This window comes from Microbacterium phyllosphaerae, assembly GCF_017876435.1.
Taxonomy (GTDB): Bacteria; Actinomycetota; Actinomycetes; order Actinomycetales; family Microbacteriaceae; genus Microbacterium; species Microbacterium phyllosphaerae.
Map to the genome: position 1 here is coordinate 2,933,319 of NZ_JAGIOA010000001.1, position 19,133 is coordinate 2,952,451.

Below are 19,133 nucleotides of genomic sequence, written 5' to 3' on the forward strand. Positions count from 1 at the left end.
ACAAGGCTGAGTTGAGGACGACGCCCGTGGGGCACGTCGCTGTGTGGAATCCGCGACATAAGCTGGCCTGATGCTCATCGCTCTGATCCGCCCAGTCGAGACCAACACCGTAGAGGTCGTCGGCGCGACGCTCGCCGAGGTTCTGGTGGAGCTCGAGCAGCACCGACAGCCCGGATTCGTCCTGGCATCCGCGCCGGTGCGGATGCTCAAGGGCGAGGCGAAGATGAAAGCGACCGGAACGTTCACACGCGTCGACGGTGTGCAGCAGATCGAGGCCGACGACATGGCCTCGCTCGAGGCGAAGGTGCCGGATGGCTGGCGGATGCTGACCGTAAAGCACGTCTAGGCGAGCCGGCAGACCCGAGATCGCAAGAAAGAAGCCCCGGAGTTCCGCGTGCTTCTGCGGTTCTCCGGGGCTTTGTGGTCGGGCTGACAGGATTTGAACCTGCGACCCCTTGACCCCCAGTCAAGTGCGCTACCAAGCTGCGCCACAGCCCGTTGTTCTGCACTCTCGCGCAGGCAACTCCCCTATCTTAGCCCCACTCGCGCGCGCTCCGCGAACCGAGCGACCGCCGGGCGTTGCGGGGTGTCGGAGGCCCGGCGTACCGTCGCATGCATGGTGACGATCACGACAGAGGTGGCGACGACCGCTCGATGGGATGACGTGCAGCATGCGCTCACCGGCGGCGGCGACGGCGCCAGCTGTCAGTGCATCTGGCCGATGCTGAGCAACAAGGACTGGAATGAGACGACGAACCCGCAGCGAACGGAGATGCTGCGCGACGAAATCGCCGATGGTCCGCCGCCGGGCCTGATCGCCTACGTGGATGGCGAGGCCGCGGGGTGGATCCGCATCGGACCACGCTCGAGGCAGGCGCGGATTCCGCGCACCCGCATGATCGCCGCCGCCACCTCCGAGCCGTTCGACGACGTCTCGGTCTGGGCAGTGACGTGTTTCGTCGTCCGTCGCGAGCATCGAGGGGCGGGGCTCAACCACGAGTTGCTGCGTGCCGCGGTCGATTTCGCGCGAGCATCCGGCGCGCGACTCATCGAGGGGTACCCGGTCGACACCCGCGGCGAGAAGAAGCACACCAACGATCTCTTCCACGGCACGCTGGGCACGTTCCTGGCCGCTGGGTTCGCAGAGCAGACCGAGATGAAGCCCGGCCGAACCCTCGTCGCGTTGGACCTGTCCGCGTGAGCGGGCGCTAGCGTAGGAAACATGAGCGACGAGCATCCGACCATCGACGACCCCGAGCTCGGCACGCTCACCCGCGCGACGACCGAGCTGTCCGACGGCACTGTGCTCACTCACGACTGGTATGCCGGCGGAACGGTCGCCCACGGCGCCCCCCTCGACCTCATGGTCGAAGGCACGAATACGGACGAGGCGAGCGCCCTGCTCCCCCATGTCCACGAGACCATCGCCGCTCTCTCGGTTCTCCGACGCCTCGCATCCGACACCATCGTCACGGCGTTCAGCACGGGCACACCGGAGCAGCACGAGCTCGACGACGCCGCATCCGATCTCACCCTCGAGACGCTCGAGGCATCCGCCGACGGAACGATCGTGCTGCACTTCATCGACTCCTGCGGCGAGCATTTCCCCGACGGCTACTGGCCCGCAGTGCATCTCGGCACCGACGGACAGATCGCACAGGTGACCGTCGAGTCCTGACGGATAGGCGTCCGCGCCGCCCGCCATACGATGGGGGGATGCAGCGCCGCCCGCCCACCCCTCCTCTGTGGACCTTCATTCCGTACATCACGGTGTCGGCGATCCATGTGGCGTTGCTCGCTCTCGAGAGTCCCGCAGCAGGTCCGAGCAAGCTCCTGCTGACGCCGCTCCTCGCGATCCCCGTGCTCGTGTCAGCGCGCGCCATCCGCTCACGTGCCGCTCTGGCGCTGCTCCTTGCGGCGATCGTGTTCTCCTGGCTCGGCGACAGCGCGGGAGCACTCTTCCCCGACGCTCCCGAAGTGCCGCTCATGCTCCTCTTCTTCGGTATCGCGCATCTGGCATACATCGCTCTGTTCATCCGTCACCTTCGCGTGCGACGGATGCCATGGTGGGCGCTCATCTACGCCGGATGGTGGGTCGCGATGCTCACCTTCCTCGGCCCGCACACGGGCGGCCTGCTCATCGCCGTCGCGGTCTACGGACTCATCCTCGGTGCGACCGCCGCACTCTCGACCCGGTGCCACCCGTTCGTCGCCGTCGGCGGCGCGTTCTTCCTCGCCAGTGACACGCTGCTGGCTCTCCGCCTGTTCCTCCCTGATTCGCTCCCCGACTGGAGCAACCCCGCGATCATGGCGACCTATACGATCGGGCAGGGACTGATCATCGCAGGCGCGCTGATCGCACTCAGAAAGCGAGGCGTCTGATGGCTGATGCCGCACGGGTCGACAGCTGGCTCTGGGCGATCCGCGTCTACAAGACGCGTTCGGCCGCCACCACTGCATGCCGAGCGGGGCATGTACGCGTCAACGGCGACAAGGTCAAGGCCGCACAGCACATCCGCATCGGTGACGAACTGCGCGTCCGCATCGCCGGCTTCGATCGGATCCTCTTCGTCCGCCAATTGCTCGTCAAGCGCGTCGGCGCTCCGCTCGCTGCCCTGGCCTACGAGGACCGCACCCCGGAGCGCGAGCCACAGGCAGCCCTCGGACTGCGCGATCGAGGGGCTGGCAGGCCCACGAAACGCGAGCGACGGGACATCGACCGGCTGCGCGGGCGCAGCGCGGAGGATGACGGCATATTCCACGGATAACCCTGGAGCCGTTAGAACATATGTTCTAAAATGAGCGCATGGCTCATTGTACCGACCTCGACCTCGACCTCGAGGAGCGCTGTCGCCTGCTCGATGAATGGGTCGACAAGCGACGTCAGATCGCTGCGCTCGAGGCCGAGTCATACGCGCTCCTCGTCGAGCGCATAGGCGTGCACGACAGCGACGTCTCCGAGAGCCCTCGGCACCGAGAGGCGATCTATCGCTCGATGATCGCGGAGTACTCCGCCGCTGGGCACATTCCGAAGGGGTCGATCGAATACGCCTTCACCGACGCCCGCACCCTGTCACGGGCGCTCCCCGCTGTGCAGGCATCCTTTGCTTCGGGCGCCATCAGTGCACACCATGTCCGTGAGATCGTGCGAGCCAGCGAGATCGTCGACGACGCGATCCGAGACGGACGTGTGGATGCCGCGACGATGGGCCTCTACGAGGCCGCAGTACTCGTGGTCGCTGAACACGACACGGCTTCGCGCACGAAGCCCCACGCTCGCAAGGTCGCGGCGGGCCTCGTGGGCGAGACGGTCGTCGAGACTCAGCGGCGCGCGGCCTCCGAACGCTGCGTCACCGTCAGATCGGTGGGCGACGGCCTGGCGGCCCTCACCGCGATTCTGCCCGAGTGGGTCGCCGTGGCGATCTCTGATCGACTCACGCAGATGGCACGGCACATCGTTCGCACTCGCGACGAGCGGGAGCCGATCCTCGAACCGCTCGACGACACCGCGGACTCGCTCCGCCTCTCTGACCTCTCCCCCGAGGATCCGCGCTACGGCGCCTACTTCGACGCCGGGGTCATCGCTGCCGACGGCACCTTCGTCATCGACCCGCTCGCCGGTCTGATCGATCCGATGACCGATCCGACCAGCCCCGATATCGAGCATCTCTCCGGCGACACCCGCACGTTGGATCAGATCCGCGCCGATCTGCTCGCCGACCTGCTGCTCACCGCCGACCCGAGTGAAGCGAACGGTACCGGGCTCGAGAACATCTCCGCCCGCATCCAGGTCACCGTCGCCGCGAGTACTCTCGCCGGAGGCGACGACCGCCCGGCTGAACTCGACGGTCATGGACCACTCGACCCCGATGTCGCACGCGGACTCGCGGGGCGGTGCAAGGGATGGGCGCGCCTGTTCGTCGACGCGACCGGCCTGGTCACCGAGACGGACTCGTACTCCCCCACCGAACAGATGAAACGCTTCCTTCGAGCGCGAGATGAACACTGCAGGTTCCCCGGATGCAGGATGCCGGTGCACCGATGCGAGATCGACCACAACCACGACCATGCGCGCGGTGGGCGGACACGCATCGACAATCTCAGCCACTTCTGCACCACGCATCACTCGCTCAAGCACCCCGACATCGACGAACGGTACCGGTGGACGGCCCGGCAGACTCCCGACGGCGCGGTCACGTGGACGAGTCCACTCGGCCGAAGCTACGCCGATCCACCGCGTCGACGAGTCATGTTCGTCTGAGAACTGCGCCTCGCGCCCGTGCCCGTGGACCGTGGACCGTGGCCCGTGGCCCGTGGCCCGTGCCCGAAGAGGCAGGCGTCGCGCCACGTCAGTGTCTGCGCCCGATTCGGCGACGACTACTGCGGCAGCACGTCCAGCAGCCAGCCGGCCGAGTGGATCTGCGCGGCGCCTGCCGCCTCGACGCGACTCTGCAGCTCGCGGTCACTCGTGACGGCCACGACATGCTGTCCCGCACGCGCCCGTCGCTCGACCTCTGTGACGATCGCATCGTCGCCCGCTGCCTCGGCGCGCACGATCGAGACACCGCCTGCAGGGAGAAGTTCGGGGGCTTCCGCATCGGCGTCCGACGAGGGAGCCGTGATCCCTCGTGCCTGCCCTTCCACCACGAGAGCGATCTCCGGAAACCAGGTCGTTCCCCCGACACCGAGGTCAGCCGCAGACACCGAGAGCCCGTCCAGGCGCGAGGCGAGACGCGTGGCGGCACCGGCACGGTCCTTCCACCATCCGTCAGGCACCGAGCCGACGACGTTCGCGCCATCCACGACCAGCGACGGCCGCACGTCGAGCAGTTCCCGCAGAACAGGCCAAGCGCTGCCGAATCCTGGATGCAGCGGCCTCGAGTCGACCTCATCCACCGGCACCCACTCGAGAGCCACGCTCTCCGGGTCGCTGATCACCGGTTCGAACGGCCGCACCACATCGGCGATCACGGTCGTGTACGACCACACATCCAGATCGAGCACGCTCGTGAAGCGGGGTCGGACAGAGCCGTCCGGGACGCCTGCTTCCTCCTGCGCTTCGCGCACTGCGCCCACGATCGCTCTCTCGCCCGCGTGCAGAGCACCGCCCGGCAGACCCCAGGTTCCGCCGAAGTGGCTCCACGAGACACGGTGCTGCAGCAGGATGCCTCGTTCGGGATCGAAGGCGAGCAGACCTGCGGCACCGAAACGCCCCCAGTACTTCTCCCCCGACGGCGCGATCACCCAGGCATCACCAGGGTTCCGCGGCCCATCAGGGCGACGAGGTTCACCGGCAGAGGGAGGTACGACAGTCACCCCTTCAGCCTGTCACAGCATTCCGGTATCGGCATCCGCTGGAGACACAGACGGGAACAGCGGGCGCTCGCTCGCAGGGGGCATGCGCAGCGTCGGCACCGAACGCAGAACCCCACGAACCCACGAGACGACGAGCCCAGGCACCCAGGCACCCAGGCACCCAGGAGCCATGAGCCATGAGCCACGAGCCACGAGCCACGAGCCACGAGCCACGAGCCATGAGCCACGAACCGACGAACCGACGAACCGACGAGACAAAACTGCCCCCGGAGACGAAACTGCCCCCGGAGACGAAACTGCCCCCGGAGACGAAACTGCCCCCGGAGACGAAACTGCCCCCGAGACAAAACTGCCCCCGTGCGATTCACGCACGGGGGCAGTTCTTGCGACTCAGCGCTGGCGCTTCTCGCGGACTCGCATGTTGATGACGATCGGGGTTCCGTCGAACTCGTACAGCTCGCGAAGGCGACGCTGGATGAATCGACGGTATCCCGGGTCGAGGAACCCGGTCGTGAACAGCACGAACGTCGGCGGACGCGTCGACGCCTGGGTGCCGAACAGGATGCGCGGCTGCTTGCCTCCACGCAGCGGGTGCGGGTGCTCGGCGACGAGCTCGGCGAGGAAGGCGTTGAACTTGCCCGTCGGGATGCGACGGTCCCAGTTCTCGAGAGCCGTCTCGAGCGCAGGCACCAGCTTGTCGAGGTGACGACCGGTCTTGGCCGAGATGTTCACACGAGGAGCCCAGGCGACGTGCGCGAGGTCCTGCTCGATCTCACGCTCGAGGTAGCGTCGGCGGTCGGCGTTCTCGAGGTCGTCGTCGTTCAGGCGGTCCCACTTGTTGAACGCGAGCACGAGCGAGCGACCGGACTCGAGCACGAGATCGATGATGCGCACGTCCTGCTCGCTGATCGTCTCGGAGACGTCGAGGACGACGACGGCGACCTCAGCCTTCTCGAGAGCGGCCGAAGTGCGCAGCGATGCGTAGAAGTCGGCGCCCTGCGCCATGTGCACACGACGACGGATGCCGGCGGTGTCGACCAGACGCCACAGCTTGCCGCCGAGCTCGACGATCTCGTCGACCGGGTCACGAGTCGTACCCGCGAGGTCGTTCACGACGACGCGCTCCTCGCCTGCTGCCTTGTTGAGCAGCGAGGACTTGCCGACGTTCGGGCGGCCGAGGATCGCGACGCGACGCGGGCCGCCGATCTCCGCCTTCGCGACCGCAGAAACATCCGGGAGCGTCTTCAGCAGAGCGTCGAGCAGGTCGGCGACTCCACGACCGTGGATGGCCGAGACCGGGTGCGGTTCGCCGAGTCCGAGGTTCCAGAGAGCCGCAGCCTCGGGCTCCTGGCGGGCGTCGTCGATCTTGTTCGCGACGAGGAAGACGGGCTTGCCGCTCTTGCGCAGCAGCTTCACGACGTGCTCATCGGTCGACGTGGCGCCGACCATCGCGTCGACGACGAACAGCACGACATCGGCGAGATCGATCGCGACCTCGGCCTGCGCGGCGACGGAGCGATCGATGCCGCGGGCATCGGGCTCCCAGCCGCCGGTGTCGACGAGCGAGAAACGACGGTCCGCCCACTCGGCCTTGTACGTCACGCGGTCGCGGGTCACACCGGGGGTGTCCTCGACGACGGCCTCACGGCGGCCGAGGATGCGGTTGACCAGCGCGGACTTGCCGACGTTCGGTCGACCGACGATCGCCACGACCGGCAGTGCGGGGAAGAACTGGATCCCGTCCTCGCCCATCGTGATCCCGGCGAGGAGGGCTGCATCCTCATCGTCCAGGTCGTAGTCGGCGAGACCCGCGCGCAGCGTCTCGGCGCGCGCTTCGGCGAGCTGCTCGTCGAGCTGCTCCATCTTCTCGGCGAGCTGGTCGGGGCCGCCTTCGTATTCGTCGTCAGCCATGGTGTACTCCTCGGATTCGTTCGATCACCGTGAGGACGGCGTCGATGGTCTGTGTGAAATCGAGCTCCGTCGAATCGACGACCTCGACGCCCTCTGCGGCGTTCAGGAAGTCGACGACGGCGCTGTCGGATGCATCGCGCTTGTGCAGTGCTGCGGCGACGGCCTCGGCGTTCTCGCCGGCGAGCTCGCCGGCGCGACGGGCGGCGCGCACCTCGGGCGCGGCCGTGAGAAGGATGCGCACCGGCGCATCCGGTGCGACGACGGTCGTGATGTCACGCCCTTCGACGACCACGGCCGGGTACGGCGCGTCGGCGACGAGGGAGCGGAACAGTCGATTGACCTGCTCGCGCACCTCGGGCACACGCGCCACACCGCTCACGGCACCCGATACGGAGGGCTCACGGATCGCATCCGTGACGTCCACGTCGCCGACCTGCACGGTCCGGTCGTCGGGGTCGAGGCCGAGCCGCACCGGGAACTCCGCGACCGCGGAGAGGACGGCATCGGCATCCGCCGTGTCCGCTCCCCGGTCGAGAACATGCCAGGCGAGCGCGCGATACGCCGAACCGGTGTCGAGGTAGCCGAAGCCGAGCCGACGGGCGACGGCCTTGGACACACTGGACTTGCCGGAACCGGCGGGTCCGTCGATGGCGATGAAGTCAGTCATTGGTCGTACCTGCAATCCGCCAGCCGCGTTCCTGGAGTCCGGTGATTGCCCCGTGCAATGCCGCGGGGTCGACGCTGATCTCGGCCAGACCGAACTGCGCTCCCGGCGAGTGCTCGAGGCGGAGGTCCTCGACGTTCACGCCGAGCTCTCCCAGTTCGCCGAAGAGGCGACCGAGCTGCCCGGCGGTGTCGTCGATCATGACGACGAGGGTCTCGAATCTCTGGTTCTGCCCGTGCTTGCCCGGCAGGCGTTCGACGCCGTCGTTGCCCTGTCGGATGGTCTCCGCGACCACGCGTCGGGCTCCGGGCGCCTCCGGCGCGCGCAGCGCATCCGAGACATCACGAAGGTCGGCCGCCAAGGCGTCGAGGATCTCGACCACCGGCTGGGCATTCGCGCCGAGGATCTGCACCCACAGCTCGGGGGCGGATGCCGCGATGCGCGTCGTGTCGCGGACTCCCTGACCCGAGAGGCGCAGCGCGCCCTCGTCGGCCACGGCGAGCCGGCCGGCGAGGAGGCTCGCGACGACCTGGGGAACGTGCGAGGTCAGTGCGACCGATCGGTCGTGCTCCTCGGGGGTCATCTCGAGCGGCATCGCGCCGACGTCGAGAGCGAGCGCCTCGACGAGCGCGAGGTCGGCCGCGCGGGTCTCCTCATCACGGCAGACGACCCACGGGCGACCGATGAACAGGTCGGCGCGTGCGGAGATCGCCCCGCCGCGCTCACGCCCGGCCAGCGGATGCGAGCCGATATAGCGCGTGATGTCGACACCACGGTCGCGCAGGGTGCGGAACGGCTCGAGTTTCACGCTCGCGACGTCGGTGACGACCGCATCGGGGAAGCGGGTCAGTTCGGCCTCGATGACGTCGGCGGTGACGTCCGGCGGCACGGCGACCACGACGAGCGCGGGCGCATCATCGTCGGCTACGGCGCGACCCGCGCCGTAGTCGATCGCGAGGCGCAGCTGAGCGGGTGAGGTGTCGGCGAGCACGACGTCGACGCCCTTGGCGCGGAGCGCGTGTCCGATGCTCGCACCGAGCAGACCGGCACCGACGACGCGCACGGTACCGGAGAGCCTGGCCGCGGTTCGCGGCGCGACGGAACTCCGGGCCCCCGTGGGCGCACTCGTCGTATCGGTCACTCGTTCTCCTGCTGCTCGCCTGGCGCCGCGGCGACACCGGAATCACGGCGCGACAGAGTCAACAGCGCGCCCAATTCGATTTTAGTCAGTTCGCGCGTCTTCCCAACCGGGAGGGTTCCCAGGTGCAGCGGACCGAACTGCCGACGCACGAGCTCGGTGACCGGATGGCCGACTGCGGCCAGCATCCTGCGCACGATGCGGTTGCGGCCGGAGTGCAGCGTCAGCTCGACGAGGCTCGACCCGCGAGAGGTGTCGAGCAGGCGCGCCTTGTCGGCGGAGATCGGTCCGTCCTCGAGCTCGATCCCCTTGGTGAGCTTCGAGATCGTCTGCGCCGTCACCTCACCCTCGACCTTGGCGATGTACACCTTGGTGACACCGAACGACGGGTGCGCGAGCACGTGGGCGAGGTCGCCGTCGTTCGTCAGTATGAGCAGGCCACTGGTCTCGGCATCCAGTCGCCCGACGTTGTAGAGGCGCTCCTCGTAGTCGTCGGTGAAGCGCCGAAGGTCGGGGCGACCGTTCTCGTCGTTCAGGCTGCTGACCACACCCGTGGGCTTGTTGAGCATCACGTAGCGCTTCGAGACGTCGAGCTGCACGGCGGTGCCGTCGACGTCGATGAGGTCGGTCTCGGGGTCGACGCGGCGGCCGAGCTCGGTGACGGTCACGCCGTTGACGCGGATGCGCCCCTCGACGATGTACTGCTCGATCACGCGGCGCGACGCGACGCCCGCTGCGGACAGCACCTTCTGGAGGCGGATGCCCTCTGGTGTCTCGAAGCCGCTCATCGGATGGTCCTTTCGTCGAAGTTGAAACTGTGTGCGCCCTCGGGCCGAACCGACGTCATCGGATCGTGCCCTCGTCGAAGCCGTCTGCGCCGTCGTCGAGCAGAGGCGAGATCGGGGGCAGATCGTCGAGTGAGTTGATGCCCAGGTGCTGCAGGAGCGCGTCGGTGGTGCCGTAGTTGATCGCACCGGTCTCGGAGTCCGCGAAGAGCTCGGTGATGAGCCCCCGAGCGAGCAGCGTGCGCACGACCGAGTCGACGTTCACGGCGCGGATCGAGGCGACCTGACTGCGTGTGACCGGCTGCTTGTAGGCGATCACCGCGAGCGTCTCGAGCGCTGCCTGCGAGAGCCGCGCAGGCGCCTGTCCGCCGACGAACTCGGCGACGACGTCATCGTGGTCCTCGCGCACGTAGAGACGCCAGCCGCCACCCACCTCGCGGAGCTCGAAGCCGCGTCGAGGGCCCGCTCCCCTGCCGTCGTAGTCGTCCACGAGCGTCTCGATGGTCTGCCGCACGGCCGCGACGGGCGAGCCGACAGCCGCAGCGAGGGCCACGAGACCGATCGGCTCGTCGATGATCAGCAGGATCGCCTCGATCCGTTCGGAAAGAGGCGATTCGAGGGTGACCTCGTCGGTCGTGGTCTCTGTCACGTCATCGGTCATAGTCGGCTCCCAGGGATGCCAGTGTCTCGTCCGACCAGTGGTCGGCGGCCCAGCGCAGCGTCAGCTCGCCGAGCGGTTCCAGTTGTTCGAAGGAGAGCGCCGCGTGGCGGTACAGCTCCAGCACAGAGATGAATCGCGCGACGACGATCCCCGGCTCCGTCACTCCCGCGACCAGCTCGCGGAAGCTCACCGACTCGGCGGCACGGAGCAGCGTCACGACGATCGCCGCCTGCTCGCGGATGCTGACGAGCGGCGCATGCAGGTGATCGAGACCCACGTGCGGGATCTCCTTCGGAGCGAACGCGAGGAGCGCCAGTGCCGCGAAGTCGTCGGCGCTGAGCGACCAGACGAGTTCGGGGGTCTTCTTGCGATGCTTCTCATCGAGACGGACCGCGCGCACGTGACGCCGGTCCTCACGCTGCAGGCACCGGGCGAACCACGCTGAGACCTCTTTGAACGCGCGGTACTGAAGGAGGCGCGCGAACAGCAGATCGCGGGCTTCCAGCAGCGCCACGGCCTCAGCATCCACCAACTCTCCCTGCGGCAGGAGGCCGGCCACCTTCATGTCGAGCAGGGTGGCGGCGACGACGAGGAACTCCGACGCCTGGTCGAGCTCCTTGTCGTCGTCGAGCTCCTTGAGGTACGCGATGAATTCGTTCGTGACCGCACTCAGCGACACCTCGGTGATGTCCATCTCGTGCTTCGAGATCAGATTCAGCAGCAGGTCGAACGGTCCGTCGAAGTTCGACAGGGAGACCCGGAATCCCGGGTCGGCGATCGCCGAATCGGCGTCGGTCTCTTCGGGCTCAGCCGGCGTCGCGGCCTCAGCCGGTGATTCGGACGGCTCGATCTCAGGCGACGGCGCCACGGGCGACCAGCTCCCGCGCCAGCCGCAGGTAGGCCTGGGCGGCGGCGTGCTCCGGAGCGAACTCTGTGATGGGCACGCCGGAGACGGATGCGTCGGGGAACTTCACCGTGCGACCGATGACGGTCTCGAGCACATCGTCGCCGAATGCCTCGACCACACGCTCGAGCACCTCACGGGAGTGCAGCGTGCGCGGGTCGTACATCGTGGCGAGGAGTCCGTCCATCGTGATCGACGGGTTCAGTCGGTCGCGCACCTTGTCGATGGTCTCGATCAGCAGGGCCACACCGCGCAGGGCGAAGAACTCGCACTCCAGCGGGATGATCACGCCGTGCGCCGCGGTCAGGGCGTTCACGGTCAGCAGCCCCAGCGACGGCTGGCAGTCGATGAGGATGACGTCGTACTCCCCCGCGACCTGGCGGAGCACACGGGCGAGGATCGTCTCGCGGGCGACCTCGTTGACGAGGTGCACCTCGGCAGCAGACAGGTCGATGTTCGCGGGCATCACGTCGAGGCCCTCGACATTGGAGTGCACGATCGCGTCGTGTGCGTCGCGCTTGGTGTCGAGCAGCAGGTCGTAGATCGTCGGGACGTCATGCGTCTGGATTCCGAGACCTGCGGACAGCGCACCCTGGGGGTCGAAGTCGACGGCCAGCACCTTGCGGCCGTATTCGGCCAGCGCCGCCGCGAGGTTGATCGACGTCGTCGTCTTGCCGACGCCGCCCTTCTGGTTGCACAGGGCGATGATGCGAGCGGGGCCGTGCGAGGCGAGCGGTTCCGGGGTCGCGAAGCCGTGATAGGGACGCCCGGTGGGTCCCATGGGTGTGTCGTCGGTCTTCGACGTCTTCGCCCTGGACTTCGCCGCGTTCTCAGCCACCGATTCTCCTGCTCCTTCGTGCTTGGTCGATTCTAGCGATCGCCCGGGGCGATCGACGTCTCGCCCCCGGCGATCCCGGGTTTTCGCCGTGCTGCCCGCGCGTGGCGGGCGTCACCGAGGGCGCTTCACCGGGCGCGCGGATGGGAGGTCGCGTAGATGTCGCGCAGGGTGTCGACCGACACGTGCGTGTAGATCTGGGTCGTCGCCACCGACGCGTGTCCGAGCAGCTCCTGCACGACGCGAACGTCGGCTCCGCCCTGAAGCAGGTGCGTCGCGAACGAGTGGCGCAGCGTGTGCGGCGACACCTCGGCGGTGATCTGCGCATGCTCGGCAGCCGCGCGGATCACGAGCCAGGCGCTCTGTCTCGACAGCGGCGCACCCCTCGCGCCGAGGAACAGCCGAGCGGATGCCCGACCCTTCGCCGCGAGCCCCGGTCGCACCCGGGTGAGATACGCATCCACTGCTGTGCGGGCGAACGATCCGATCGGGACGATGCGCTCCTTCGAGCCCTTGCCCCGAAGCCTCAGCACATCGCCATGGGCGAGGTCGTCGACGTCGAGCCCCACGGCTTCCGACACTCGCGCGCCCGTCGCGTAGAGCAGCTCGAGCAGTGCACGGTCGCGGATGCCGATGGGGTCGTCGGCCGAGGGCGCGGCCAGCAGCCGCTCCACCTGGTCGATGGTCAGCGCCTTCGGCAGCCGCCGGGGCGCTTTGGGCGGTCGCAGACGGCCGCTGGGATCGTCGTCCTCGATGCCTTCGCGCGCGAGGAATCGGTGCCAGCCCCGCACAGACGACTGCAAGCGGGCCAGGCTCGTGGCAGCCGGCTTCGGGTCGGCAGAGGAACGATCCGCGATGAAGCGCCCCACCACCGCCGATGTGATCTCGGCGGTGTCGACGATCCCCTCGTCCGCCAACCACTCCAGGTAGCCGCCGAGGTCGCGGCGGTAGGCCGAGATCGTGTGCTCGCTGAGACCGCGCTCGATCGTGACGTGGCGCAGATACGTGTCCAACGCACGATCGAGCTGCATGCTCAGCCTCGGTCGCGCAGCCTCTGCGCGGCCGCGAGCACGCCGATGCTCAGGATGCCGTTGCGCATCCGTCCGTCGAGGACAGCGCGGACCGCCGCGTCGAGCGGAACCCACTCGACGCGGATGTCGGCCTCTTCGTCTTCGCGCGCGTGCGCAGCGGGCGCGGTCGAGATGCCGGTCGCGAGAAACACATGGATCGCCTCGTCGTTGCCGCCGGGCGTCGTCCACGACGACACCAACGGCTCCCAGTGCGCGGCGACCAGGTCGGCCTCCTCGGCGAGCTCGCGACGGGCAGCCTCGACGGGCTCCTCCCCCGCGACGTCGAGCAGACCGGCCGGAAGCTCCCAGTCGCGGTGACGGATCGGGTGCCGGTACTGCTGGATCAGCAGCACCCGCCCGTCAGCGTCGAGCGCGAGGATCGCGACGGCGCCGGTGTGCGCGACGTACTGACGACGGATCTCTCCGTCGCCATAGCGCACGCGGTCGTCACGGACGTCCCACACAGCCCCTGCGAACGCGATCTCGCTGCTGAGCACCTCGGGTTCGAAGGGCTCGTCGCGAAGGTCGTCGAACTCAGGCATCGGCTTCGACGTCGAACAGCTCGCTCGACCGGTGACGCTCGATCGCGGCGCCCACCAGACCGCGGAACAGCGGGTGCGGATCGGTCGGACGCGAGCGGAGCTCGGGGTGGGCCTGCGTGGCGATGTAGTACGGGTGCACGTCGCGCGGCAGCTCGACGTACTCGACCAGGTCGAGTTCGGGGTTCAGCCCTGAGAAGACGAGCCCGGCCTCGGAGAGACGCGTGCGGTACGCGTTGTTGACCTCGTAACGGTGGCGGTGGCGCTCCGAGGCCTCCGGGGCGCCGTACAGCTCGCGCGCCAGCGATCCTTCGGCGAGTGCGGCCTGGTAGAGGCCGAGGCGCATGGTTCCGCCCAGGTCGCCGCCGTCGAGGATCTCGACCTGCTCGGCCATCGTCGCGATGACGGGCTCGGTGGTCTCGGGGTCGAACTCGCTCGAGGATGCTCCGGCGATGCCGGCGACGTCACGGGCGTACTCGATGACCATGCACTGCAGGCCGAGGCAGAGTCCGAGGGTCGGGATGCCCTGCTCGCGCGCGAACTTCAGCGCACCCAGCTTGCCCTCGATGCCGCGGATGCCGAATCCACCGGGCACGCAGATGCCGTCGAGCGCGGCGAGCTGCTCCTGCGCACCCTCGGGGGTCTCGCAGCGGTCCGAGGGGATCCAGCGGATGTTGACCTTGGTCTCCTGGGCGAAGCCGCCGGCCTTGAGCGCCTCGGTCACCGACAGGTAGGCGTCGGGGAGGTCGATGTACTTCCCGACCAGGCCGATCGTCACCTCGTGCTTGGGGTTGTGCACGGCGTGCAGCACCTTGCTCCACCGCGACCAGTCCACCTCGTCTGCGGCCTTCTGGTCGAGACCGAGGCGGCGGACGATGTACGAGTCGAGTCCCTGGTCGTTGAGCGTCGACGGGATGTCGTAGATGCTCGGCAGGTCGACCGTGTTGATGACGCCCTCGGCATCGACGTCGCACATGAGCGCGATCTTGTTGCGGTTGCTCTCGCTGACCGGACGGTCGCTGCGCAGCACGAGCGCATCGGGCTGGATGCCGACCTGGCGCAGCGCTGCGACCGAGTGCTGGGTCGGCTTGGTCTTCTGCTCACCGGATGCACCCATGAACGGCACGAGCGACACGTGCACGAAGAACACGCTGTCGCGGCCGAGCTCGTGGCGGAGCTGACGGGCAGCCTCCAGGAACGGCTGCGACTCGATGTCACCGACCGTGCCGCCGACCTCGGTGATGATGACATCGGGGCGGGGGTCCTCGGTCGCCTGCAGGCGCATACGCCGCTTGATCTCGTCGGTGATGTGCGGGATGACCTGCACGGTGTCGCCGAGATACTCGCCGCGGCGCTCGCGGGCGATGACCTGCGAGTAGATCTGGCCGGTCGTGACGTTGGCGGCCTGCGACAGGTTGATGTCGAGGAAGCGCTCGTAGTGTCCGATGTCGAGGTCGGTCTCGGCGCCGTCGTCCGTGACGAAGACCTCACCGTGCTGGAACGGGTTCATCGTGCCCGGATCGACGTTCAGGTACGGATCGAGCTTCTGCATCACGACGCGGAGTCCGCGTGCTGTGAGGAGGTTGCCGAGGCTTGCGGCAGTGAGCCCCTTACCCAAAGACGAAACGACACCACCCGTCACAAAGATGTGCTTGGTCGTGTCGTTCTTGGGCCCCGCAGAAGAAGAGTTCATCACGGGCTTCGATCCTATCAGTCAGTGGAGGTGCCGAGGGTGAGAAGTTCCCTCGCGTGGGTGATCGCGGCGTCCGAATCGGTGAGTCCGGAGAGCAGTCGGGCCATCTCGGCCTCACGCTCCTCCCCCTCGAGACGGCGCACGCTGGACGCCGTGACGGCTCCGTCATTGGATTTGACGACCGACAGGTGGTTCGTGGCGAACGCCGCGACCTGCGCGAGATGCGTGACGGCGATGACCTGCGACTTCTCGGCGAGTCGGGCGAGTCGTCGCCCGACCTCGATCGCTGCGGCCCCGCCGATGCCGGCATCGACCTCGTCGAAGACGAACGTCGGAACGGGGTCGGTGCCGGCGATGACGACCTCGATCGCGAGCATCACGCGCGAGAGCTCTCCCCCGGACGCACCCTTGCCGACCGAGCGGGGCTCGGCGCCCGGATGCGGCGCGAGCAGGATCGCGACATCGTCGCGGCCGTGCGCGCTCTCCGCACCGGGGGTGACGGCGACCTCGAGCCGGGCATCGGGCATCGCGAGCGCATGGAGCTCGTCGCTCACAGCGACGCCGAGCTTCGCGGCGGCCGCCGTGCGCTCTGCCGTCAATGACTGCGCATGCGCGTCGAGCTCGGCACGTGCGGCATCGCGCTCGGCTTCGAGGCGATCGAGTCGCTCGCCGTCGTCGTCGAGTTCGGCGAGACGAGTCGACCCCGTCTGCCAGAGTTCCAGCGCCTCGTCGAGCGAACCGTGCGCGCGGATCAGCGTGCCGAGAGCCGCACGGCGCTCTTCGACGGCGGCGAGCTCGTGCGGACCGGTCTCGTCGAGATCGGCCAGGTAGGCCGACAGCTGGCCCGCGATGTCGGCGATGCGGTAGCCGATGTCGGCGAGGCCGGCGGAGATCTCGGTGAGAGACGTGTCGGAGACACGCTCGAGCGCTCGACGCGCTTCCGCGATCAGGGCGGATGCGTCGGGCTCGCCCTCTTCGTTCGAGAGCGCGCCGTGGGCCAGCGAGGCGGCGAGACGGAGTTCCTCGGCGTTCGCCAGTCGCTCGGCCCGGGCGGACAGCTCGACGTCCTCGCCCGGCTCAGGGGCTGCCGCTTCGATGAGCGCGAGCGCTTCGCGCAGACGCGTCGCCTCCTCGGCCCGACGATCTCGGTTCTCGGTGATGTCGATGATCTCGGCATCGAGTTCACGCCAGCGCGCGAAAGACGAAGCGTAGGCCTCGAGCGCGTGGGCGATCGGCGCTCCACCGAAGCGATCGAGCGCGTCTCGCTGCGCGGCCGACGAGCGCAGTCGCAGCTGTTCGGACTGTCCGTGGACGACCACGAGCTCTTCCGCCAGTGCCGAGAGCACTCCGGCAGGGGCGGCCCGGCCCCCGACGCTCGCTCTGCTGCGCCCTTCGGCACTCAGTGTGCGAGACACGTACAGCTCGGCTGCGCCGCCCCCGGCGGGCTCCAGCTCTCCCCCTGCGTCCGCGACGATGTCGGCGACCCCGCCCGATTCGGGAACGATCCAGACACCCGCGACCGACGCCTGAGCGGATCCTGCTCGCACTGCGCCGGAATCCGCGCGCTGACCGAGCAGCAGACCGAGACCGGTCACCACCATCGTCTTCCCCGCGCCCGTCTCACCGGTGATCGCGGTGAACCCGGCACCGAGGGGCAGCACGGCGTCGGCGATCACGCCGAGCCCCTGCATCCGCATCTCCTCGATCACGAGGCCGTTCCCTGTCCGCGCCAACCCGCGACGGGAAGCCGGAATTTGCGCACGAGTCGGTCCGTGAACTCCGTCGGGTGCAGGCGCGCGAGGCGCACCGGACGCGACGATCGACGCACGACCACACGCGCCCCCGGCGGCAGGTCATGCGAGCGACGCCCGTCGCACCAGAGGATGCCGGAGCCGGAGGTGCCTTCGAGCATCTCGATCGCCACGGCCGCATCAGGGCTCACGACGAGCGGCTTCGCGAAGAGCGCGTGGGCCGAGAGCGGCACGACCGCGATGGCCTCGACGCTCGGCCAGATGACCGGTCCGCCTGCCGAGAAGTTGTAGGCCGTGGAGCCTGTCGGGGTCGACACGACCATGCCGTCGCATCCGAAGCTCGACAGAGGGCGTCCGTCGATCTCGAGCACGACTTCGATCATGCGCTCACGACTGGCCTTCTCGACCGTCGCCTCGTTCAGCGCGAAGGTCTCGTAGACGACGGCGCCGTCGATGTCCTTGACGCGCACCGACAGGGCCAGACGCTCCTCGACCTCGTACTCGCGGTCGATCACTCGGCGGACCGCGGCGTCCATGTCGTCCCGATCGATCTCGGCGAGGAAACCGACATGGCCCATGTTGATCCCGAGCACCGGTGCCGCGCACCCGCGCACGAGTTCGGCTGCGCGGAGGATGGTGCCGTCGCCCCCGAGAACGATGGCGAGCTCGAGCTCATCCTGCGAGACGGTGTCGCCGAGCACGTCGACATCGGCGAAGCCCGGGTCGACCGCGCACAGGTCGGTGCTGTCGTCGGCGGCGAGCACGGGACGCGCCCCCGCACCGCGCAGCGCTTCGACGACCCGCCGGGCGGCGTCGACCGTGTCGTCACGGCCCGCGTGGGCGACGACCAGGATGTTGCGCTCGTTCATCGTCTCCCTGCCAATAGGTTGATGCGGTCTGACCATTCTGACGGATCGCTGCCCCGCCCCGGTGCGAGGTGCAGGAGATACTCCGTGTTGCCGTGGGTGCCGAGGATCGGGGAGGGAAGGATGCCGAGCATTCCGAGCCCTGCATCCCACGCGCTCCAGGCGGTGCGCGCCACGGCATCCGCGCGGGTCGCTGGGTCGGTGACCAGGCCGCCCTTGACGGCGGTGCGTCCCACCTCGAACTGCGGCTTCACCAGCAGGACGATGTCGGCCGCCGGAGCGGCGACGCCGGCGACAGCCGGGAGCACGAGTTCGAGCGAGATGAACGAGAGGTCGCCGACGATGAGGTCGGGAGATTCTGCTTCGCCGGTCACGTCCTGCAGGTTCTCGGGCGTCATGTGACGGACGTTGTATCCCTCGACCAGCACGACGGCCGGATCGGCGGCGACGGAGGATGCCATCTGATCGTGGCCCACATCGACCGCGAGCACTCGTCGGGCCCCGCGCTCGCGGAGAACCTGCGTGAAGCCGCCTGTCGAGGCTCCCATGTCGAGCGCGAGACGACCGTCGACAGCGATGCCGAAGTCGTCCAGGGCGGCGATGAGCTTGTGCGCCGCGCGGCCGACATAGTGATCGGTGGCGGCGACGGTGATCTCCGCGGAGTCAGCGACAGTCGTCGATGCCTTCACGACAGGGCGGCCGTCGATGCTCACGACACCTTCGGCGATCAGAGTGGCTGCGTGGGTGCGCGAACGGGCGAGGCCTCGCGCGGCGAGGGCGGCGTCGAGTCGGGTCATCGGGTGCCCGGCGCGTCGCGCTGGTCGAGCTTCGCGCCGCTGTCGAGGCGGCGGGAGAGCTCGTCGTGCAGTCCGGAGTATGCGCCGGCACGGGCAGCGAGAGGCTGTCCCTCGATCAGGCGCAGGCGACTCCACAGACCGTCGGTCGGTGCGTTCGTCGTCTCTTCGCTCACGCCTCTACTGTACGCGGCGGGGCCGACACG

At 68.4% G+C, this 19,133-nt stretch carries 21 protein-coding genes and 1 tRNA gene; 6 read left to right on the forward strand and 16 right to left on the reverse strand.

Annotation, left to right across the window (positions count from 1 at the left end; all coding sequences use genetic code 11):
- The first annotated feature begins 70 nt into the window (after positions 1 to 70).
- Complete coding sequence (locus JOF42_RS13825; protein ID WP_210098365.1) at positions 71 to 346, forward strand: hypothetical protein; 276 nt, start codon at positions 71 to 73, stop codon at positions 344 to 346.
- 75 nt (positions 347 to 421) lie between these two features.
- On the opposite strand, the gene JOF42_RS13830 is transcribed toward JOF42_RS13825, so the two are convergent.
- Positions 422 to 498: transfer RNA gene (locus JOF42_RS13830), tRNA-Pro, on the reverse strand.
- A 118-nt stretch (positions 499 to 616) separates the two neighbouring features.
- On the opposite strand from JOF42_RS13830, the gene JOF42_RS13835 reads away from it, so the two are divergent.
- Genes JOF42_RS13835 through JOF42_RS13855 form a run of 5 tightly spaced genes read left to right on the forward strand, consistent with a single transcriptional unit; the run spans position 617 to position 4,261 of the window.
- On the forward strand, positions 617 to 1,201 hold the full coding sequence (locus JOF42_RS13835) for a GNAT family N-acetyltransferase (RefSeq protein WP_210098366.1): 585 nt from the start codon (positions 617 to 619) through the stop codon (positions 1,199 to 1,201).
- 21 nt (positions 1,202 to 1,222) lie between these two features.
- Positions 1,223 to 1,678, forward strand: a complete 456-nt coding sequence (locus tag JOF42_RS13840; protein ID WP_210098367.1) for a hypothetical protein — start codon at positions 1,223 to 1,225, stop codon at positions 1,676 to 1,678.
- A 38-nt stretch (positions 1,679 to 1,716) separates the two neighbouring features.
- Positions 1,717 to 2,382: a lysoplasmalogenase family protein gene (locus JOF42_RS13845; RefSeq protein WP_210098368.1), complete on the forward strand. Its 666-nt coding sequence runs from the start codon at positions 1,717 to 1,719 to the stop codon at positions 2,380 to 2,382.
- Complete coding sequence (locus JOF42_RS13850; protein WP_056516383.1) at positions 2,382 to 2,768, forward strand: RNA-binding S4 domain-containing protein; 387 nt, start codon at positions 2,382 to 2,384, stop codon at positions 2,766 to 2,768. Before JOF42_RS13845 ends, JOF42_RS13850 begins: the two co-directional genes overlap by 1 nt.
- Positions 2,769 to 2,806: 38 nt before the next feature.
- A complete protein-coding gene (locus JOF42_RS13855; protein WP_210098369.1) occupies positions 2,807 to 4,261 on the forward strand; it encodes an HNH endonuclease signature motif containing protein in 1,455 nt (484 codons plus the stop codon).
- 116 nt (positions 4,262 to 4,377) lie between these two features.
- Here the strand turns inward: JOF42_RS13855 and JOF42_RS13860 are convergent, their stop codons facing one another.
- The 15 genes from JOF42_RS13860 to JOF42_RS13930 form a co-directional block, all read right to left on the reverse strand.
- Positions 4,378 to 5,316 carry an NUDIX domain-containing protein gene (locus JOF42_RS13860; RefSeq protein ID WP_210098370.1) on the reverse strand — a complete coding sequence of 313 codons (939 nt, stop codon included), beginning with the start codon at positions 5,314 to 5,316 and terminating at the stop codon, positions 4,378 to 4,380.
- A gap of 390 nt (positions 5,317 to 5,706) precedes the next feature.
- The gene (gene der / locus JOF42_RS13865; protein ID WP_056306901.1) at positions 5,707 to 7,227 is read right to left on the reverse strand and encodes a ribosome biogenesis GTPase Der; all 1,521 of its coding nucleotides are present in this window, start codon (positions 7,225 to 7,227) and stop codon (positions 5,707 to 5,709) included.
- A complete protein-coding gene (gene cmk / locus JOF42_RS13870) occupies positions 7,220 to 7,894 on the reverse strand; it encodes a (d)CMP kinase (RefSeq protein ID WP_210098371.1) in 675 nt (224 codons plus the stop codon). Before cmk ends, der begins: the two co-directional genes overlap by 8 nt.
- Positions 7,887 to 9,032: a prephenate dehydrogenase gene (locus tag JOF42_RS13875; RefSeq protein WP_210098372.1), complete on the reverse strand. Its 1,146-nt coding sequence runs from the start codon at positions 9,030 to 9,032 to the stop codon at positions 7,887 to 7,889. Before JOF42_RS13875 ends, cmk begins: the two co-directional genes overlap by 8 nt.
- The gene (locus JOF42_RS13880; RefSeq protein WP_210098373.1) at positions 9,029 to 9,817 is read right to left on the reverse strand and encodes a pseudouridine synthase; all 789 of its coding nucleotides are present in this window, start codon (positions 9,815 to 9,817) and stop codon (positions 9,029 to 9,031) included. The genes JOF42_RS13875 and JOF42_RS13880 overlap by 4 nt, the downstream gene beginning before the upstream one ends.
- Positions 9,818 to 9,872: 55 nt before the next feature.
- A complete protein-coding gene (gene scpB / locus JOF42_RS13885; protein ID WP_210098374.1) occupies positions 9,873 to 10,475 on the reverse strand; it encodes an SMC-Scp complex subunit ScpB in 603 nt (200 codons plus the stop codon).
- Positions 10,465 to 11,343, reverse strand: coding sequence for a segregation and condensation protein A (locus JOF42_RS13890; RefSeq protein ID WP_210098375.1), 879 nt, complete (start codon positions 11,341 to 11,343; stop codon positions 10,465 to 10,467). The genes scpB and JOF42_RS13890 overlap by 11 nt, the downstream gene beginning before the upstream one ends.
- Positions 11,327 to 12,160: a ParA family protein gene (locus JOF42_RS13895; RefSeq protein WP_167948901.1), complete on the reverse strand. Its 834-nt coding sequence runs from the start codon at positions 12,158 to 12,160 to the stop codon at positions 11,327 to 11,329. Before JOF42_RS13895 ends, JOF42_RS13890 begins: the two co-directional genes overlap by 17 nt.
- A gap of 182 nt (positions 12,161 to 12,342) precedes the next feature.
- Positions 12,343 to 13,245, reverse strand: a complete 903-nt coding sequence (xerD, locus tag JOF42_RS13900; RefSeq protein WP_210098376.1) for a site-specific tyrosine recombinase XerD — start codon at positions 13,243 to 13,245, stop codon at positions 12,343 to 12,345.
- 2 nt (positions 13,246 to 13,247) lie between these two features.
- On the reverse strand, positions 13,248 to 13,826 hold the full coding sequence (locus JOF42_RS13905; RefSeq protein ID WP_210098377.1) for an NUDIX domain-containing protein: 579 nt from the start codon (positions 13,824 to 13,826) through the stop codon (positions 13,248 to 13,250).
- Entirely contained in the window at positions 13,819 to 15,516 is a 1,698-nt protein-coding gene (pyrG, locus tag JOF42_RS13910; protein ID WP_210098378.1) for a CTP synthase, read from the reverse strand. Before pyrG ends, JOF42_RS13905 begins: the two co-directional genes overlap by 8 nt.
- Positions 15,517 to 15,533: 17 nt before the next feature.
- Positions 15,534 to 17,225: a DNA repair protein RecN gene (gene recN / locus JOF42_RS13915; protein ID WP_210098379.1), complete on the reverse strand. Its 1,692-nt coding sequence runs from the start codon at positions 17,223 to 17,225 to the stop codon at positions 15,534 to 15,536.
- A complete protein-coding gene (locus tag JOF42_RS13920; protein ID WP_210098380.1) occupies positions 17,222 to 18,136 on the reverse strand; it encodes an NAD kinase in 915 nt (304 codons plus the stop codon). Before JOF42_RS13920 ends, recN begins: the two co-directional genes overlap by 4 nt.
- Entirely contained in the window at positions 18,133 to 18,930 is a 798-nt protein-coding gene (locus JOF42_RS13925; protein WP_210098381.1) for a TlyA family RNA methyltransferase, read from the reverse strand. Before JOF42_RS13925 ends, JOF42_RS13920 begins: the two co-directional genes overlap by 4 nt.
- Positions 18,927 to 19,103, reverse strand: a complete 177-nt coding sequence (locus JOF42_RS13930; protein WP_210098382.1) for a hypothetical protein — start codon at positions 19,101 to 19,103, stop codon at positions 18,927 to 18,929. Before JOF42_RS13930 ends, JOF42_RS13925 begins: the two co-directional genes overlap by 4 nt.
- Between the last annotated feature and the right edge of the window lie 30 nt (positions 19,104 to 19,133).

Coding starts and splice junctions, on each gene's coding strand:
- JOF42_RS13825 (WP_210098365.1), top strand. CDS start 71: ATGCTCATCGCTCTGATCCGCCCAGTCGAGACCAACACCGTAGAGGTC.
- JOF42_RS13835 (WP_210098366.1), top strand. CDS start 617: ATGGTGACGATCACGACAGAGGTGGCGACGACCGCTCGATGGGATGAC.
- JOF42_RS13840 (WP_210098367.1), top strand. CDS start 1,223: ATGAGCGACGAGCATCCGACCATCGACGACCCCGAGCTCGGCACGCTC.
- JOF42_RS13845 (WP_210098368.1), top strand. CDS start 1,717: ATGCAGCGCCGCCCGCCCACCCCTCCTCTGTGGACCTTCATTCCGTAC.
- JOF42_RS13850 (WP_056516383.1), top strand. CDS start 2,382: ATGGCTGATGCCGCACGGGTCGACAGCTGGCTCTGGGCGATCCGCGTC.
- JOF42_RS13855 (WP_210098369.1), top strand. CDS start 2,807: ATGGCTCATTGTACCGACCTCGACCTCGACCTCGAGGAGCGCTGTCGC.
- der (WP_056306901.1), bottom strand. CDS start 7,227: ATGGCTGACGACGAATACGAAGGCGGCCCCGACCAGCTCGCCGAGAAG.
- cmk (WP_210098371.1), bottom strand. CDS start 7,894: ATGACTGACTTCATCGCCATCGACGGACCCGCCGGTTCCGGCAAGTCC.
- JOF42_RS13880 (WP_210098373.1), bottom strand. CDS start 9,817: ATGAGCGGCTTCGAGACACCAGAGGGCATCCGCCTCCAGAAGGTGCTG.
- scpB (WP_210098374.1), bottom strand. CDS start 10,475: ATGACCGATGACGTGACAGAGACCACGACCGACGAGGTCACCCTCGAA.
- JOF42_RS13895 (WP_167948901.1), bottom strand. CDS start 12,160: ATGGGACCCACCGGGCGTCCCTATCACGGCTTCGCGACCCCGGAACCG.
- xerD (WP_210098376.1), bottom strand. CDS start 13,245: ATGCAGCTCGATCGTGCGTTGGACACGTATCTGCGCCACGTCACGATC.
- JOF42_RS13905 (WP_210098377.1), bottom strand. CDS start 13,826: ATGCCTGAGTTCGACGACCTTCGCGACGAGCCCTTCGAACCCGAGGTG.
- pyrG (WP_210098378.1), bottom strand. CDS start 15,516: ATGAACTCTTCTTCTGCGGGGCCCAAGAACGACACGACCAAGCACATC.
- JOF42_RS13920 (WP_210098380.1), bottom strand. CDS start 18,136: ATGAACGAGCGCAACATCCTGGTCGTCGCCCACGCGGGCCGTGACGAC.
- JOF42_RS13925 (WP_210098381.1), bottom strand. CDS start 18,930: ATGACCCGACTCGACGCCGCCCTCGCCGCGCGAGGCCTCGCCCGTTCG.